A 13,210-nucleotide genomic window follows, 5' to 3' on the forward strand; every position below is an offset into this window, starting at 1 on the left:
CGGAGGCAGTCAGCGGAGGGGAAAACCGGAGGCCGGGCCCGGCCGGATCAGCCGTCCGTCCAGCCGTGGTTCTTCGCGAACCGGGCCAGCCCCTCCCGGACCAGCAGGATCTGCTGACCGGTCAGCGACGGGGCCGACGACAGCAGGACCTCGGTGACCTCCCGGGAGAATTCCCCCGCGCTCAGCACGTCGCACAGCGAATCGTCGTACGCGATGGACTGCCCGCTCTCCGCTCCCGCCACGGTCCGCGGGCCCTCTTCTGCTCCCGGCGCGGTACGGACGCCTTCCGTGCCCGGGGCGAGACGGACCGCGGACGCCTTCGGGCCGCGTTCACCGTCCTCGATCTCGAACTCCACCATGACACCGGGACGCACGTAGTGCTCGGACACCCGCATGTCGTTCACGTGCAGGAACACATCGTCCCCGCCGCTCTCCGGCGCGATGAACCCGTACCCGCGCGCACTGTCGAAACGCACCACACGACCAACAACCATGACCACTCCCAGCGGAACGGGGCCCAGCGCCCCCACGGGCCCCTTGCCCGAAGATTCCGTCGGCGAGCGTAGCCGCGTCCCCGCGGTCGGCGCGAGGACCGCGGGCGCCGACCGCGGCCGGCGTGCTGGGCGTCGACTGTCCGGCGCCGGTGCCGTGCCTCGCCCGTTCACCCTCCGGCGTCCCGCGGCCCGGTCTCAGGGAGCGAGGTCGCCACGGTCCTCGGCCGCGTCGAGGAGTTCGTCGAGGTCCTTCAGCCGGTCGAGGCCCTTGACGGCTCTCGCCATCCGGTGGTTGGCGCTCAGCGTGGTCCGGTGGCGGTGGAGGAAGGCCCAGTAGCCCGCCGTGTACGGACAGGCGTGGTCGCCGGTCCGGTGCGTGGGCCGGTAGGCGCAGGGGCCGCACAGGTCGCTCATCTTGTTGATGTAGGCGCCGCCGGAGGTGTACGGCTTGGTCGTCATCAGGCCGCCGTCCGCGTACTGCGACATGCCGACCACGTTCGGGAGCATCACCCAGTCGTAGCCGTCCACGAAGCAGCGGTGGAACCAGTCGGTGACGGCCGCGGGCTCCCAGCCGTCCTGGAGCGCGCGGCTGCCGAGGACCATCAGGCGCGGGATGTGGTGGGTCCAGCCGGTGTCCCGGACCTGGGCCAGCACGGTGGAGAGGCAGTTGGCGGTGATGGCGTCGGCGTCCAGCTCCAGGAACCAGTCCGGCAGCGGCGCGGTGTGGCGCAGGGAGTTGCGGGTGCGGTAGTCCTCACCGAAGTGCCAGTAGAGCTGCCACACGTACTCCCGCCAGCCCGCGATCTGCCGGACGAACCCCTCGACGCTGTTGAGCGGAGCACCGTCCTCGCGCCAGGCATTCTCGGCCCGTTCGACGCATTCGGCCGGGTCGAGCAGACCCAGGTTGAGGGGTACGGACAGCAGGCTGTGGCTCATCACCGGATCGGCGGCGAGCATCGCGTCCTCGTAGCGGCCGAAGTCGGTGAGGCGCTCGGACACGAAGCGCCGGAGCGCGGCCAGCGCCTCCCGCCGGGTGACCGGGAAGCGGCGCGGGCCGTCGCGGCCGACGAACGAGACGTCCCCGTCGCGCTCCCAGCGGTCGAGGTCGTGGCGTACCTCCGCGTCGATCTCGTCCTCGGTCGCGCTCCACGGCTCGGGGACGCCCAGGGTGGAGCGGTTCTTGGGCGGCGGCTCGCGGTTGTCGTGGTCGAGGTTCCACGTCCCACCGGCCGGGCTGCCGCCCTCCATCAGCAGATCGTGCCGCCTGCGCGTCCACCGGTAGAAGCCCTCCATCCGCAGGCTGCCACCCGAGTGCTCCTTCACCCACTCCGCGAACTCGGCGTGATCCAGCAGAAAGCCACGGGGCTTCAGGATCTCGATCTCGGCCTGGTCCAGTGAGGACACGAACGTCAGCGCGGCGCGTGACGTCGGGTGGTGGACGGTCAGCCGGGGCGGGTCCTTTCTCCTGCGGTCCCTCGCCTCCGCCAGTCCCTGCGCGTAGGTCTCCGCCTGTACGTAGCGGACGCGGTCGCCCAGTTCGGCCGCCCGGTGCCGCATCGCGGAAAGGACGAGGTGTGCCTTGGCCCGGTGGAAGCGGCGTCGGCGGAACACGGACCGGGCCTCGATCATCAGGACGGGGGCGTCCTCGTCCGGTCCGCCGTGGCGCGGGTCGAGGAAGTGGGGGCCGAGCTGGTCCCCGAAGAGCCAGTGCGTTCGTGGTGCCATGAGGGGGTTCTGTCCTGCCGGTTCGATCGGGGACGGGGGCTGGGGCGGTTCCCTCCACGCTAGGGACGACGCCCGGCGGGGGCGGGGACGCCACGCCACGGCTGGTGCGGTGACGTCGGTTCGGCGGTCCGGTGAGGCTCCGGCGGATGGCTGCGGGGCCGGGACACCGGGGCGTGGACGTCCCGCTCATGGGTGGCGGGGAAGCGGCCCCTCCTATACCCCTGGGGTGTATCCCTCGCGGATTCGGATCCCGGTTGACTTTATACCCCTAGGGGGTATCGTCGGACGTGTGGTCGCGACCCGGCGACCCCGACCAGGGAGTGCGTCATGAACACCGGCCTCAAGATCACGGCCTTCGCGGCGGCACTCGCGGCGACCTTCGGGACGGCGTACGCGGTGGGTGGCGCGATGGACCCCGTGATCACCGAGGAGAAGGAGCCGCCCCGGCACGGCGACGTCCATGGGGCGAAGGAGTCACCGACGGGGGAGCGGAGCCATGACGAGCAGTCGGGGGAGGGGAGTCACCACGAGGAGGGGCGGCGGGTGGGGGGAGAGGCGGAGTTGCCCGGCGGGCTCCAGATTTCCGAGGGCGGCTTCGCCCTCGACCTCAGGACGCCGATGGTCGAGGCGGACAGGAGGGCCGAACTGAGCTTCGCCGTCGTGGACGAGGAGACCGGCCGCAACGTGACCGCGTTCCGCCGCGAACACGGCAAGGAACTGCATCTGATCGTCGCGTCGGACGACCTGACGACCTACCGGCATCTGCACCCGGTCCGGGCCGCCGGCGGCACGTGGTCCACGCCCGTCGAACTGCCGGAGGCGGGCGGCTACCGGGTCTTCGCCGACTTCACCCCGGACGTGAAGAACGCCGAAGGCCTCACCCTCGGCGCGGACCTCTCCGTCGCGGGCGACACGCGCCCCGAGCCGCTGCCGCGCGCCACGGAGACAGTGACCGTCGACGGGTACGAGGTCACGCTCGACGGGACCCTGAACCCGGGGGCGGGCAGCGAGCTGAAGCTGAACGTCGCGAAGGGCGGCAAGCCGGTCACCGACCTCCAGCCCTACCTCGGTGCGTACGGGCACCTCGTCGCCCTGCGCGCCGGCGACCTCGCCTATCTGCACGTTCACCCGAACGGGGAGCCGGGCGACGGCCGGACGAAGCCGGGGCCGGAGATCTCCTTCACCGCGACGGCTCCGAGCAAGGGCGCCTACCGCCTCTTCCTCGACTTCCAGCACGAGGGGAAGGTCCGTACAGCCGCCTTCACCGTCCACGCCGGTGCCGGTGCCGGAACCACGGAGAAGCCCACCCCGGAGAAGTCCGCCCCAAGGGACGCCGAATCCGTCCCGCACGGGCACTGACCGGCCCGCTCTCCCGCCACGGCCCTGCGCCGCACAATCGTCGTGTCGCGGTATGCGCACTGCGGTACGCGTTGCGAGGCCGGGAGCCGAGGGCCGTCAGCTCGCGGAGAGGATCTTGCCCACCAGCCGGGTCAACGTCCGCCGCTCGGCCGCCGTCAGCGCGCCGAAGACCCGGTCCAGCAGCTGCGGCACCCCGCCCTCCACCCGCGCCAGCGCCGGTCCCGCCTCGGGGGTCGGGGTCACGGCATAGGCCCGGCGGTCCCGCGGGTGACGCTCGCGCCGTACGAGGCCGGAGCCCTCCAGGCCGTCGATGCAGCCGACCATCACGCTCCGGTCGATGCGCAGCTGCTCGCTCAACTCCTGTTGGGAACAGGGCCCCACGGCGTCCAGCATCTTCAGCACCAGGTGCTGTGCCGCCGTCAGGCGATGGCCGGACAGTTCCTCGTCGACCGTGCGGGCCGCCTGGGCCGCCGCTCGGCAGATCGCGATGTCGGGGCGCTCCTGGGCCAGCGTGGCGAAGTAGCGGGCACGCCCCCCTGCCTCCGGTTCCCGGCCGGGCGAAGTCTGGCGCGCGGGCTGTGCGGGGGTCATGACTGCTCCTCCGGCGGTTCAGGGCGGCGAGCCATCCGGCGTCAGACAGTTCCTGGCCAGAACGTTTCCCGGCCCAGCCTAGCGGCGAGATCACCGAACGGCCTGCCGTGTCCGAAGGCCCCTCGGGTGTCCGGGTGCCGGCATCCTCGCCTGTCACCGCCGGTCGGGGGTGTGCGGCCCGAGGTGTCAGAGCCCTCCGTGCGTCATCTTTCTGAAGATCATCCGTTCCCGGACTGCCTGCCGGGCGATGGTCTCGCACGTCGTTTTCTGTGCGCGCGGAGGAGGTGTGGTTGGAGCTGCCGAAAATTTAGCTTAGGGTTGCCTAACCTTCGCTCGCTCGGCCAACCTGAGGACCCTCCATGCCCGGCTTCCCCCGTGTCCGTCGCCACACCCTCGCCGCCTCGGCCACCCTCGTCACTCTCGTCGTCGCCCTGAGCGGCTGCTCGTCGGATGGTGGCGGCGAGGACGGCGCGAAGGACACGGCCCAGAACGGCGGCGCCTTCCCCGTCTCCATCAAGAGCTCGCTCGGCACCGCGAAGATCGAGGAGAAGCCCGAACGTATCGTCACCCTCGGCCAGGGCTCCGCCGAGACCGCGATAGCCCTCGGCCAGACCCCGGTCGGCATCGAGAGCTATGCCTGGGGCAGCGACAAGTCCGGGTACCTTCCCTGGATCAGCGAAGCCGTGAAGAAGTCCGGCGACAAGCTGCCCCAGCAGTTCACCGGCGGCGAGGAGATCGACTTCGAGGCGATCACCGAGCTGGAGCCCGACGTCATCCTCGCCCCCTGGTCGGGCATCACGCAGAAGCAGTACGACGTCCTCAAGGACATCGCCCCCACGGTCGCCTACCCCGAGCAGGCGTGGAGCACCGACTGGGACCAGCAGATCGACATCATCGGCAAGGCCCTCGGCCGGACGAAGGACACCGAGGGCCTCAAGACGAAGATCGAGAAGCAGCTCGCCGACGCCGCGGCCACCCGGCCCGGCTACAAGGACGTCTCCTTCTCCTACATCTACAACTCCGGCCCCGGCACCCTCGGCGTCTTCAAGCCCGAGGAGCAGCGGGTCAAGATGGTCTCCTCGCTCGGCCTGAAGGTCGACCCGGTCGTCAACGGCTTCAAGGAGACCCCCGGCACCGACTCGGCCCTCATCGGCCTGGAGAACGCCGAGAAGCTGAAGGACAGCGACGTCGTCTTCACGTTCTACACGGACGAGAAGAACCGCAAGGAGATCGAGGGGCAGAAGCTGTACGGCGCGATCCCCGCGATCAAGAAGGGGGCCGTCGTCGCGAGCGACGACAACTCCTTCGTCACCGCGTCCTCGATCATCAACCCGCTGACCGTGCCGTGGACGATCGAGCGCTACTTGCCGCTGATCGACGAGGCTGTCAAGACCGCTGGTAAGTAATTTCGGCCAGATACCCGGACCACCGAGGCCACGAGGCACACTCCACTCCCATGGCAACCACCACGGTCGCGCCGCCGGGCGGCGCCGGTACCTCCCGTACCGGCGCCGCCCGATCGGCGTTCCTCCTGCTCACCGGACTGGCCGCGCTGGCAGTCGCGCTCTGCGCCAGCGTCATGTTCGGCAGCCGCTCCACCTCCCTCGGCGACGTCGTCGACGTCCTTCGGGGGGTCGGCGACCCGGGCGTCACCGTCATCGTCGAGAGCCGGTACCCCAGAACCGTCCTCGGCGTCCTGGCCGGACTCTGCCTCGCGGTCGCGGGCACCCTCATGCAGGGCGTCTCGCGCAACCCGCTCGCCGAACCGGGCCTCCTCGGCATCAACGCCGGGGCCTCCGCGAGCATCGTCGCCGCCACCGCCTGGCTCGGCGCCTCCGGCGCCACCGACACCATGTGGTGGGCGCTGCCCGGGGCGCTGATCGCCGGTGTGCTCGTCCACGTCATCGGCTCGGCCGGTACGGGGACGAGCGTGGTGCGGCTGGTGCTCGCCGGTGCGGTGCTCACCGCCGTACTGATGGCGTTCATCCAGGCGGTGACCCTCAGCAAACCCGAGGTGTTCGACAGCTACCGCTACTGGGTCGTCGGGGCGCTCGGTGGACGGGACTTCGAGGTCTTCTGGTCCGTCCTGCCCTTCGCCGCCGTGGGCTTCCTGCTCGCCCTGGCCCTCGGCCCCGGCCTCAACGCCCTCGCCCTCGGCGACGCCACCGCCCTCGCCCTCGGTTCGCACCCCGGGCGCACCCGGGGCGGCGGGCTGCTCGCGGCCACCCTGCTCAGCGCCGCCGCGACCGCCGCCGTCGGCCCGATCGCCTTCGTCGGCCTCGCCGTCCCGCACGTCGTACGGGCCCTGGTCGGCGTCGACTTCCGCGTCCAGATCCTCTTCTCCGCCCTGCTCGGCCCCACCCTCCTGCTCCTGGCGGACGTGGTGGGCCGGGTCGTCATGCGCCCCACCGAACTCATGGTCGGCGTCGTCACCGCCTTCATCGGCGCTCCCGCGCTGCTCATCGCCGTACGCAGGATGCGGAGCACGACATGACCGTCCCCGAACGCACCGCCCCCGCCCGCAGGGCCCGCACCGTTCCTCGTGGCTACCTGGTCATCGGGAGCACGGTGGCCATACCCGTGCGCCGGGCCTCGGTGTACGCGGCCGCCGGGCTCCTCGTCCTGCTCCTCGCGGCCGCCGCCATGACGCTGACCTGGGGCCGCCTCGGCATCGACCTCGCCGACCTGCCCGCCGCCCTGCTCGGGGACGCCGAGGGCAAGGACCGCTTCGTCTTCAACCGGCTGCGCGGCCCCCGGCTCACCGTCGCCGTCGGGGTCGGTGCGGCCCTCGGCCTGTCCGGAGCGCTGTTCCAGTCCGTCACCCGCAACCCGCTCGGCAGCCCCGACGTCATCGGGCTCTCCGCCGGAGCCGGGGCGGGCGCCGCGATCTCCGCGCTGATGTTCCCCGACACGATCCCGGTCGCCGTGGGCGCGCTCATCGGCGCGGTCCTCGCGATGACCCTCGTCTACGTCTCCACCGGCACCGGCTTCCGCAACCCCGCCCGGCTCGTCATCGCCGGGATCGGCGTCGCCGCGATGGGCGCCGCCGTCACCCAGTACGTCGTCTACGCCCTGGAGCGCGACAAGGCCTCCGTCCTCACCGCCTACGTCAACGGCAGCCTGACCGCCCGTTCCTGGACCGACGCCACCACCATCTGGCTCGTCCTGGCGGCGGCGGTGCCGCTGGCCGCACTGATCTCGCGGCGGCTCGACATCGGCGAGATGGGCGACGACATCGCCGAGGGGCTCGGTTCCGAGCCGAAGAAGGCGAAGACGCTGGCCGTGGTCCTGGCGATCGTGCTCTCCGCCGCGGCCGTCAGCGTCTCGGGGCCCATCGCGTTCATCGCCCTGACCGCCCCGCAGATCGCCCGACGCCTCACCCGCGGCTCCGGTCCCCACCTGCTGCTCTCCGCCCTGACCGGCGGCCTGCTGCTGGTGCTGGCCGACCTGTGCTCGCAGCAACTGCCGCTCTTCGACGATCTGCCGGTCGGGATCTACACGATGGCCATCGGCGGTGCCTACCTCGGCTACCTGCTGGTCCGGGAGTGGCGCAGGGGCGTGCTGTGAGGGCTGAAAACCGTCCGTCGCGGGACAGCGGCGGCGCGCCGGTGTCCCGCTCCGGGGGAGGGGTTCGCCCGCGCGACGGGGGCCCGCCGGGGTGCCGGAGCGGTGACGACTGGTCACGTACAGGTTCGTCGGCCATACTGCCCGCCGTGGAGCAGAGCATAGATTCGAACAAGAAGCCCGAGTTCGCCGCAGGTACCGACCCGGCGTTCATCCCCCTGCCCGGCCTGGCGGCGCCCGCCCCCTCCCGCAAGGCGGACGCGGACGCCCCTGACGACGCGGACGCCGCTGCCGATGCTGTCGAGGCGCCGGAGGCCGACGCCGGCAAGGGACCGCAGGCGGAACCGGAGACAGGCGCCGCACCCCGGACGCAAGCTGCCCCGGAAGCGGAAGCGGAAGCGGAAGCGGAAGCAGAAGCAGAGCCGGAGACAGGGGCAGGGACCGCACTGGAAGCGGGGACTGGGCGTGAGGCGGGGGCCGGGCGGGAAGCGGCGGCCGAGGAGGAATCCGAGGCCGGAAAGGGCCCGGTCTTCGAGGTCAGCGACCGCCGGGGCTCGATCCGGGTGGCCCGCGAGGGCGTCCGCTTCCGGCTGGACGACCAGGAGGCCGAGTTCGACTGGGACGAGATCGGCGCGGTGGAGACCACCCCGGCCCGGTTCGGCCGCCGGTTCACCGTGACCGTCCATCTGTCGAGCCGCCGCTGGTTCAACGCGGAGGTCGAGGCGCCGTCCCGGGCCGAGCTCAAGACCTGGCCCGCCGAACTGGACGCGGTCCTGGACGCGTACTTCGAGGAGGCCTGAGCTTCGGCGAGGGCACGGGCAGGGCCGGACCGGAAGCCCCCGCGGCCGCGCCGCCGCGTCTCACCCGCGGCGGTGCCGCCCCTCGCTGCGGCTCCTGACCCGGATCGCGATGTAGAAGATCAAGGCGGCCACGGCGAGCCCCAGGACGACCTTGGACACGATGCCGACGTACGCGCCGACCGTGTCCCACTGGTCGCCGAGCAGGTAACCGGCCATGACCAGCGCGGTGTTCCAGATCAGGCTGCCCACCGTGGTCAGCGCGACGAAGGTCGGCATCGGCATGCGCTCCACGCCCGCCGGCACGGAGATCAGGCTGCGGAAGACCGGCACCATACGGCCCAGCAGGATCGCCTTCGTGCCGTGCCGGGCGAACCACTCCTCCGTCCGCACCAGGTCGGACGCCTTGACCAGCGGCAGCTTCGCCCAGAGCGCGTGCATCCGCTCCCGGCCGAAGACGGCTCCGATCCCGTACAGCGCCACCGCGCCGACGACCGAGCCGAGCGTCGTCCAGAACAGGGCCGAGACCAGACTCAGCACGCCCTGCGACGCGGCGAACCCGGTCAGCGGCAGGATGATCTCGCTGGGCAGCGGCGGGAACAGGTTCTCCAGCGCGATCGCGAGACCCGCGCCGGGTCCGCCGAACCTGTCGACCAGATCGGTCGCCCAGCCCGCCACACCTCCCTGCGGCTCCTCGGCGGCGATGACGTTCAGTGCGAGGTGCATGAGGGCTCTCCGGCGGGTGGCGGTCGGGTACGCGGAGGGGCGGCCGCGTCGTCCTGCCCGCCCATGATCCCTCAGGCCCCGTCGAGGACCACCGACCGGGTCAGGTGACGCGGCAGATCCGGGTCGAGCCCCCGCGCCGCCGCTCGGGCCAGCGCCAGCCGCTGTACGCGTACGAGATCGGCCAACGGGTCCAGACCACCGCTCTCCACCCACCGGGCGCCCGTCGCCCGCACCTGCTCCGGCAGACCCTCGGGCGGGTCGCCGAACATCCACGTCGCGGTCCCCGAGGTAGCGATGCTGATGGGGCCGTGGCGGTACTCCATCGCCGGGTAGGACTCCGTCCAGGACAGCGACGCTTCCTTCATCTTCAACGCCGCCTCATGGGCGAGACCCACCGTCCAGCCACGGCCGAGGAAGGAGAACTGGCCGCTCTCCAGCAGCCCCTCCGGCAACGGCCCGGCGAGCGCGGTCTCCGCGTCCCGCACCACAGCGTCGGAGTGCAGCCCGAGGTGGGCCCGCAGCAGCGTGAGCGCCGAGGTGGCGAACCGGGTCTGCACGACGGACCGTTCGTCCGCGAAGTCGAGGACCACGAGCTCATCGGCCGCCGCCCGGACCGGCGTCCGCGGATCGGCGGTGACGGCCACCGTGCGGACCGCGGGAGAGGTGCCGCGCACTTGGTGCAGGAGCTCCAGCACCTCGGTCGTGGTCCCCGACCGGGTCAGCGCCACCACCCGGTCGTAGGGGCGGCCGGGCGGGAACTCCGAGGCGGCGAAGGCGTCCGACTCGCCCTGGCCAGCGCCCTCGCGGAGCGCGGCGTAGGCCTGCGCCATGTAGAAGGAGGTCCCGCAGCCGACGACGGCGATCCGCTCACCCGGGGAGGGCAGGGCAGCCGCCGCCGGGCCTTGTGCCAGCTCCGCGGCACGCCTCCAGCAGGTGGGCTGACTGGCTGTCTCGGTCTCGGCATACGACACGTCTGCACCTCGTACGGGAAGGAGATGGGGAGGGCGGGGGAGCAAGGGGAGGGGCGGGGCCTGCATGAAGAATTCTGCACGTTACATGCAGTTATCGAGCAAAAACAAGCAAGATGGAGCGGGTGAAACGCCCTGACGAGTCAAGGGAAATGCCGGGGAAGGGCCGGTGTCCAGGCTTGTGCGACGCTTGCGGCTGTCCGGTCTCCCGGCGACCGCGTTCCCGTGAAACGAGGTGCCGACACCGGGCGGTGAGGAGACGCACTTGTCCAGGGACGCCCGGTGGGACGCGCTGCTGGAACTGGTCGGCAAGCACGGCAGGGTCGACGTCGAGGAGGCGGCGGCCACGCTCGCCGTCTCCGCCGCGACCATCCGCCGCGACCTGGACCAGCTCGCCGAACAGCACCTGCTCACCCGCACCAGGGGCGGCGCGGTCGCACACGGGGTCTCCTACGAACTGGCCCTCCGCTACAAGACGGGGCGCCACGCCCCGGAGAAGCAGGCCATCGGCCGCGCGGTCGGCGAACTGGTGGCCGTCGGCGAGGTGGTCGGCCTGACCGGCGGCACGACGGTGACCGAAGTGGCCAGGGCGCTGGCGGTACGCCCGGACATCGTGGGCGAGACCACGTCGGCGGGCGGCCAGCCGACCCTGACCGTCGTGACCAACGCCCTCAACATCGCGAGCGAACTGGCCATCCGGCCGCAGATCAAGATGGTCGTCACGGGGGGAGTGGCGAGGCCCCAGTCGTACGAGCTGACGGGGCCACTGGCCGTCGGCGTGATGAACGAGATCACGCTCGACGTCGCGGTTCTCGGGGTGAACGCCATCGACATCGAACGGGGCGCGTACGTCCATCACGAGGGCGAGGCGAGCGTCAACCGGCTCCTGGCGGAACGAGCCCAGCGGGTGGTGGTCGCGGCCGACTCGTCGAAGATCGGCAAGCGGGCCTTCGCCCGGGTCTGCGATCTGGGGCTGGTCGACGTCCTGGTCACCGACACCCACATCGCGGCGGAGGCGAGGGAACGGTTCGGTGAGGCGGGGGTCCAGGTCGTCACGGTCTGACGCGCCGGTAACGAGACGGCCTTTCGCCGTGTCGCTGGTACGCCGAACGAGTGAGGGGCGAGAGGATTGCCCGATGAACAGTGAGTGCAGTCGGCGGGCATGCCACCGGCTCGACGACGGGGTGGCCCTGTGAGCAGGTACGACAGGTATGACCGATACGACGCCACGGACGAACAGTGGGAAGGGCTGGCCGAGGTGGTCCCCCTGCGCGGTCGTGACGAGTGGCCGTCCAGGATCGACCACCGCACCGTCCCGGACGAGCGCGCCGTCGAGCAGCGCCGCATGGTCGTCCTGCGGGTCCAGGTCTTCGCGGACGCGCGCGAGGTCGCCGAGTACCTGGTGGCCCAGGTGCCGGTCCTGCTCGATCTGACCGCGGCGGAGACGGACGTGGCGAAGCGGATTCTCGACTTCAGCAGCGGCGTGGTCTTCGGGCTCGGCAGCGGCATGCACCGCGTGGACCGCAACGTCTTCCTGCTGGCGCCGGTCGGCATGGAGGTCGAGGGAGTCACCCCCGCGGGGCTGGCCCAGTCGTAGGCGGCGGGGGAGGGGCGGTCGGGGCGGCCGTCGGCAGGTTGGTTGCCGCTGAGCCTGCTGGGCCTACTGGGTCGGCTGGTTCTGCCGGGCCTGGTTCTGCTGGGTCTGGGCCTGCTGGGTCGGCCGTCGGCACTTCGGTTACGGCGGGGCCTGCTGGGTCGGCCGGAGTGGCCTCCGGCAGAACCCGGGCCGCCCTGGGCCGCCTTGGGGCACTGCGCCTCCGGGAGAGTCCCGTTCCGCCCGGCGCGGGGCTGGTGGCAGTGGCGGCGGGCGGTGTCGAAGGGGGCTGTCACGGGGGTGGCGGGCGGTGTCAGTGTGCGGTGATAGACCTGGGCCCGTGACAGAAACAGATGTGGCGGAACTCCAGCGGAAACTGGTCGCGTTCGCGGCGGCGCGGGACTGGGAGCAGTACCACTCCCCGAAGAATCTGGCGGCCGCGCTGAGCGTCGAGGCGTCCGAACTCCTGGAGATCTTCCAGTGGCTGACGCCCGAACAGTCTGCCAGGATCATGGACGACCCCGAGGCCGCCCACCGGGTCGCCGACGAGGTCGCGGACGTGCTCGCCTATCTCCTCCAGTTCTGCGCGGTGTTGGGCGTGGACGCGACGGCGGCGCTGGCGGCCAAGATGGAGCGGAACGAGAAGCGGTTCCCCGTATCCGGCCCGCCAAGCCCGCTGAAGACCAGCGATCGTCACTCTTCGGAGTGATCGAGTTATCCACAATCGACTTCGTGTCCACAGATTTCCGATTTCCTCTGGCCTTACGGTGCCATCTACCTCACTGTGGGTAATGAATGAGGTGAGCGGGTTTTCGTACGGACGGGGGAAGGTCATGGAAGCGGAGCGACTCATCGAGACGGGGCGGCGGGCTCTGGCGGACAGCCGGGGTGCGCTGGACGTGATGGCCGAGGCCTGGCAGGCGCAGGCCCTCGCCCGCGCGGTCGGCAGTCGGCTGGCGCTGTTCGGGCCGAAGGAATTACGGGCCGAGGCGCGGTCGATGGGCGACATCGACAGCGGATGCCCGGGCCTGGACCACCCGAAGGTGCTTCCGGGCGGGGCCAGAGCCGTGCAGCTGTCCGGGATCGCCGACGTGCGGGCGACGCTGGCCGGGCTCGCGCTGCTGCTCGGCGAGGCCGGGATCGCCCTCGTGGGGGTGGCCTGCGACACCGGGGAGGACGGCTTGTACTGGCAGTGCATCGAGGCCATGGACGCCGCCGACGAATCGCTGGACCACGTCCACGGGATGCTGAGACGGCTCGCTGAGCGCGAGCGGGACCACGACCGAGAGCGGGACCGGAGGGGCCAGGAGCGTGACGGGCCGTTCGGCGGCATACGCGGCCCCGCGGCCTCGGCGGCGGGGCCCTGAAGAGGAGGATGCGTGGAGGTCCGGC

Annotated in this window: 14 protein-coding genes; 9 read left to right on the forward strand and 5 right to left on the reverse strand. The window is 71.5% G+C overall.

Translation table 11 applies throughout. The features are described from left to right. Nucleotides 1–47: 47 nt before the first annotated feature. Together ACIRRU_RS12040 and ACIRRU_RS12045 are read right to left on the reverse strand one after the other, a co-directional pair. On the reverse strand, nucleotides 48–494 hold the full coding sequence (locus ACIRRU_RS12040) for a cold-shock protein (RefSeq protein WP_403678982.1): 447 nt from the start codon (nucleotides 492–494) through the stop codon (nucleotides 48–50). A 195-nt stretch (nucleotides 495–689) separates the two neighbouring features. Further along, the gene (locus ACIRRU_RS12045) at nucleotides 690–2,219 is read right to left on the reverse strand and encodes a cryptochrome/photolyase family protein (protein WP_403678984.1); all 1,530 of its coding nucleotides are present in this window, start codon (nucleotides 2,217–2,219) and stop codon (nucleotides 690–692) included. Between the two features lie 327 nt (nucleotides 2,220–2,546). Between ACIRRU_RS12045 and ACIRRU_RS12050 the strand changes: the two genes are divergently transcribed. Continuing rightward, nucleotides 2,547–3,578, forward strand: a complete 1,032-nt coding sequence (locus ACIRRU_RS12050; protein ID WP_403678986.1) for a hypothetical protein — start codon at nucleotides 2,547–2,549, stop codon at nucleotides 3,576–3,578. Nucleotides 3,579–3,674: 96 nt separating this feature from the next. On the opposite strand, the gene ACIRRU_RS12055 is transcribed toward ACIRRU_RS12050, so the two are convergent. Next, nucleotides 3,675–4,169: a MarR family winged helix-turn-helix transcriptional regulator gene (locus tag ACIRRU_RS12055; protein WP_403678988.1), complete on the reverse strand. Its 495-nt coding sequence runs from the start codon at nucleotides 4,167–4,169 to the stop codon at nucleotides 3,675–3,677. A 359-nt stretch (nucleotides 4,170–4,528) separates the two neighbouring features. On the opposite strand from ACIRRU_RS12055, the gene ACIRRU_RS12060 reads away from it, so the two are divergent. The 4 genes from ACIRRU_RS12060 to ACIRRU_RS12075 all read left to right on the forward strand — a co-directional run bounded on the left by ACIRRU_RS12060 (nucleotide 4,529) and on the right by ACIRRU_RS12075 (nucleotide 8,533). Further along, the gene (locus tag ACIRRU_RS12060; protein ID WP_403678989.1) at nucleotides 4,529–5,575 is read left to right on the forward strand and encodes an iron-siderophore ABC transporter substrate-binding protein; all 1,047 of its coding nucleotides are present in this window, start codon (nucleotides 4,529–4,531) and stop codon (nucleotides 5,573–5,575) included. 50 nt (nucleotides 5,576–5,625) lie between these two features. Beyond that, nucleotides 5,626–6,663: an iron ABC transporter permease gene (locus ACIRRU_RS12065; RefSeq protein WP_363201699.1), complete on the forward strand. Its 1,038-nt coding sequence runs from the start codon at nucleotides 5,626–5,628 to the stop codon at nucleotides 6,661–6,663. Next, on the forward strand, nucleotides 6,660–7,736 hold the full coding sequence (locus tag ACIRRU_RS12070) for a FecCD family ABC transporter permease (RefSeq protein ID WP_403678991.1): 1,077 nt from the start codon (nucleotides 6,660–6,662) through the stop codon (nucleotides 7,734–7,736). The genes ACIRRU_RS12065 and ACIRRU_RS12070 overlap by 4 nt, the downstream gene beginning before the upstream one ends. Before the next feature lie 146 nt (nucleotides 7,737–7,882). Then, nucleotides 7,883–8,533: a hypothetical protein gene (locus ACIRRU_RS12075; protein ID WP_403678993.1), complete on the forward strand. Its 651-nt coding sequence runs from the start codon at nucleotides 7,883–7,885 to the stop codon at nucleotides 8,531–8,533. Between the two features lie 60 nt (nucleotides 8,534–8,593). On the opposite strand, the gene ACIRRU_RS12080 is transcribed toward ACIRRU_RS12075, so the two are convergent. Together ACIRRU_RS12080 and ACIRRU_RS12085 are read right to left on the reverse strand one after the other, a co-directional pair. Continuing rightward, complete coding sequence (locus ACIRRU_RS12080) at nucleotides 8,594–9,256, reverse strand: DedA family protein (RefSeq protein ID WP_403678995.1); 663 nt, start codon at nucleotides 9,254–9,256, stop codon at nucleotides 8,594–8,596. A 71-nt stretch (nucleotides 9,257–9,327) separates the two neighbouring features. Then, nucleotides 9,328–10,227: an SIS domain-containing protein gene (locus ACIRRU_RS12085; protein WP_403678997.1), complete on the reverse strand. Its 900-nt coding sequence runs from the start codon at nucleotides 10,225–10,227 to the stop codon at nucleotides 9,328–9,330. A 262-nt stretch (nucleotides 10,228–10,489) separates the two neighbouring features. Between ACIRRU_RS12085 and ACIRRU_RS12090 the strand changes: the two genes are divergently transcribed. From ACIRRU_RS12090 to ACIRRU_RS12105, 4 genes are all read left to right on the forward strand, one after another. Then, complete coding sequence (locus ACIRRU_RS12090) at nucleotides 10,490–11,287, forward strand: DeoR/GlpR family DNA-binding transcription regulator (protein WP_403678999.1); 798 nt, start codon at nucleotides 10,490–10,492, stop codon at nucleotides 11,285–11,287. 129 nt (nucleotides 11,288–11,416) lie between these two features. Further along, on the forward strand, nucleotides 11,417–11,821 hold the full coding sequence (locus tag ACIRRU_RS12095; RefSeq protein WP_403679001.1) for a cell division protein SepF: 405 nt from the start codon (nucleotides 11,417–11,419) through the stop codon (nucleotides 11,819–11,821). Between the two features lie 337 nt (nucleotides 11,822–12,158). After that, nucleotides 12,159–12,527 carry a nucleotide pyrophosphohydrolase gene (locus tag ACIRRU_RS12100; protein WP_363201692.1) on the forward strand — a complete coding sequence of 123 codons (369 nt, stop codon included), beginning with the start codon at nucleotides 12,159–12,161 and terminating at the stop codon, nucleotides 12,525–12,527. Between the two features lie 124 nt (nucleotides 12,528–12,651). After that, the gene (locus ACIRRU_RS12105; RefSeq protein WP_403679003.1) at nucleotides 12,652–13,185 is read left to right on the forward strand and encodes a DUF6099 family protein; all 534 of its coding nucleotides are present in this window, start codon (nucleotides 12,652–12,654) and stop codon (nucleotides 13,183–13,185) included. Nucleotides 13,186–13,210 lie beyond the last annotated feature (25 nt).

This window comes from Streptomyces sp. NPDC101181, from assembly GCF_044767975.1.
GTDB lineage: Bacteria > Actinomycetota > Actinomycetes > Streptomycetales > Streptomycetaceae > Streptomyces.

What these genes read in the sequence shown, in the direction of transcription:
- ACIRRU_RS12040 (WP_403678982.1), bottom strand. Translation starts at nt 494, where the DNA reads ATGGTTGTTGGTCGTGTGGTGCGTTTCGACAGTGCGCGCGGGTACGGG.
- ACIRRU_RS12045 (WP_403678984.1), bottom strand. Translation starts at nt 2,219, where the DNA reads ATGGCACCACGAACGCACTGGCTCTTCGGGGACCAGCTCGGCCCCCAC.
- ACIRRU_RS12050 (WP_403678986.1), top strand. Translation starts at nt 2,547, where the DNA reads ATGAACACCGGCCTCAAGATCACGGCCTTCGCGGCGGCACTCGCGGCG.
- ACIRRU_RS12055 (WP_403678988.1), bottom strand. Translation starts at nt 4,169, where the DNA reads ATGACCCCCGCACAGCCCGCGCGCCAGACTTCGCCCGGCCGGGAACCG.
- ACIRRU_RS12060 (WP_403678989.1), top strand. Translation starts at nt 4,529, where the DNA reads ATGCCCGGCTTCCCCCGTGTCCGTCGCCACACCCTCGCCGCCTCGGCC.
- ACIRRU_RS12065 (WP_363201699.1), top strand. Translation starts at nt 5,626, where the DNA reads ATGGCAACCACCACGGTCGCGCCGCCGGGCGGCGCCGGTACCTCCCGT.
- ACIRRU_RS12070 (WP_403678991.1), top strand. Translation starts at nt 6,660, where the DNA reads ATGACCGTCCCCGAACGCACCGCCCCCGCCCGCAGGGCCCGCACCGTT.
- ACIRRU_RS12080 (WP_403678995.1), bottom strand. Translation starts at nt 9,256, where the DNA reads ATGCACCTCGCACTGAACGTCATCGCCGCCGAGGAGCCGCAGGGAGGT.
- ACIRRU_RS12105 (WP_403679003.1), top strand. Translation starts at nt 12,652, where the DNA reads ATGGAAGCGGAGCGACTCATCGAGACGGGGCGGCGGGCTCTGGCGGAC.